This is a genomic window from Methanothrix sp., from assembly GCA_029907715.1.
In the GTDB taxonomy this organism is placed as follows: domain Archaea; phylum Halobacteriota; class Methanosarcinia; order Methanotrichales; family Methanotrichaceae; genus Methanothrix_B.
In genome coordinates this window covers 1-509 of record JARYLI010000055.1, presented here as the reverse complement: position 1 = coordinate 509, position 509 = coordinate 1, and the positions used below count along the sequence as shown (strand labels likewise).

The 509-nt window shown below is 55.6% G+C and carries 1 protein-coding gene; it reads left to right on the top strand.

The genetic code is table 11. The annotated features are described in order from the left end of the window. Window positions 1-167: 167 nt before the first annotated feature. Window positions 168-509 (top strand): helix-turn-helix domain-containing protein (locus QHG98_09790; protein ID MDH7598002.1); only part of this gene is annotated, 342 nt, incomplete at its 3' end.

The following is a 509-nucleotide window of genomic DNA, read 5'->3' as shown; positions in this document are numbered from 1 at the left end:
GCGTCCTCGCTAACTTTATGGCACTTTCATTCTAACAAGGACTTGGTCGTTTCTTCAAGATCAATGATCCCACAGAGCCTTTGCGTGGCGGAATGGCGGCATTTTTTCTACAATTGGATCATGGTTGACCGGTCAACCTCCAACTATTTTACGGAGGTGCAAGATCCATGGGACTGACAGATGATCAGAAGACGGATGTTGCCTTGTTTCGCTTTTCCCTGATCGCTCCGCTCCTGAACAACCAGGTGGCCGATCCGAGGGCCTACCTGGAGGAGGTGGCGTCGAAGACCTGGGACGTTCCCCACTACGGGAAGAAGGAATACAACGCCAAGACGATCCGGCGCTGGCTCTGGGATTACCGCCAGCGCAACATCGACGGGCTGAAACCCCAACCCAGAAGTGACCGGGGATCATCCAGGGTGATTCCGGATGATCTGGGGAAGCGGATCGTGGACCGCCGGCTGGAGAATCCCCACCTCTCCGTCATGCTGTTCTACGACCTGCTGGCC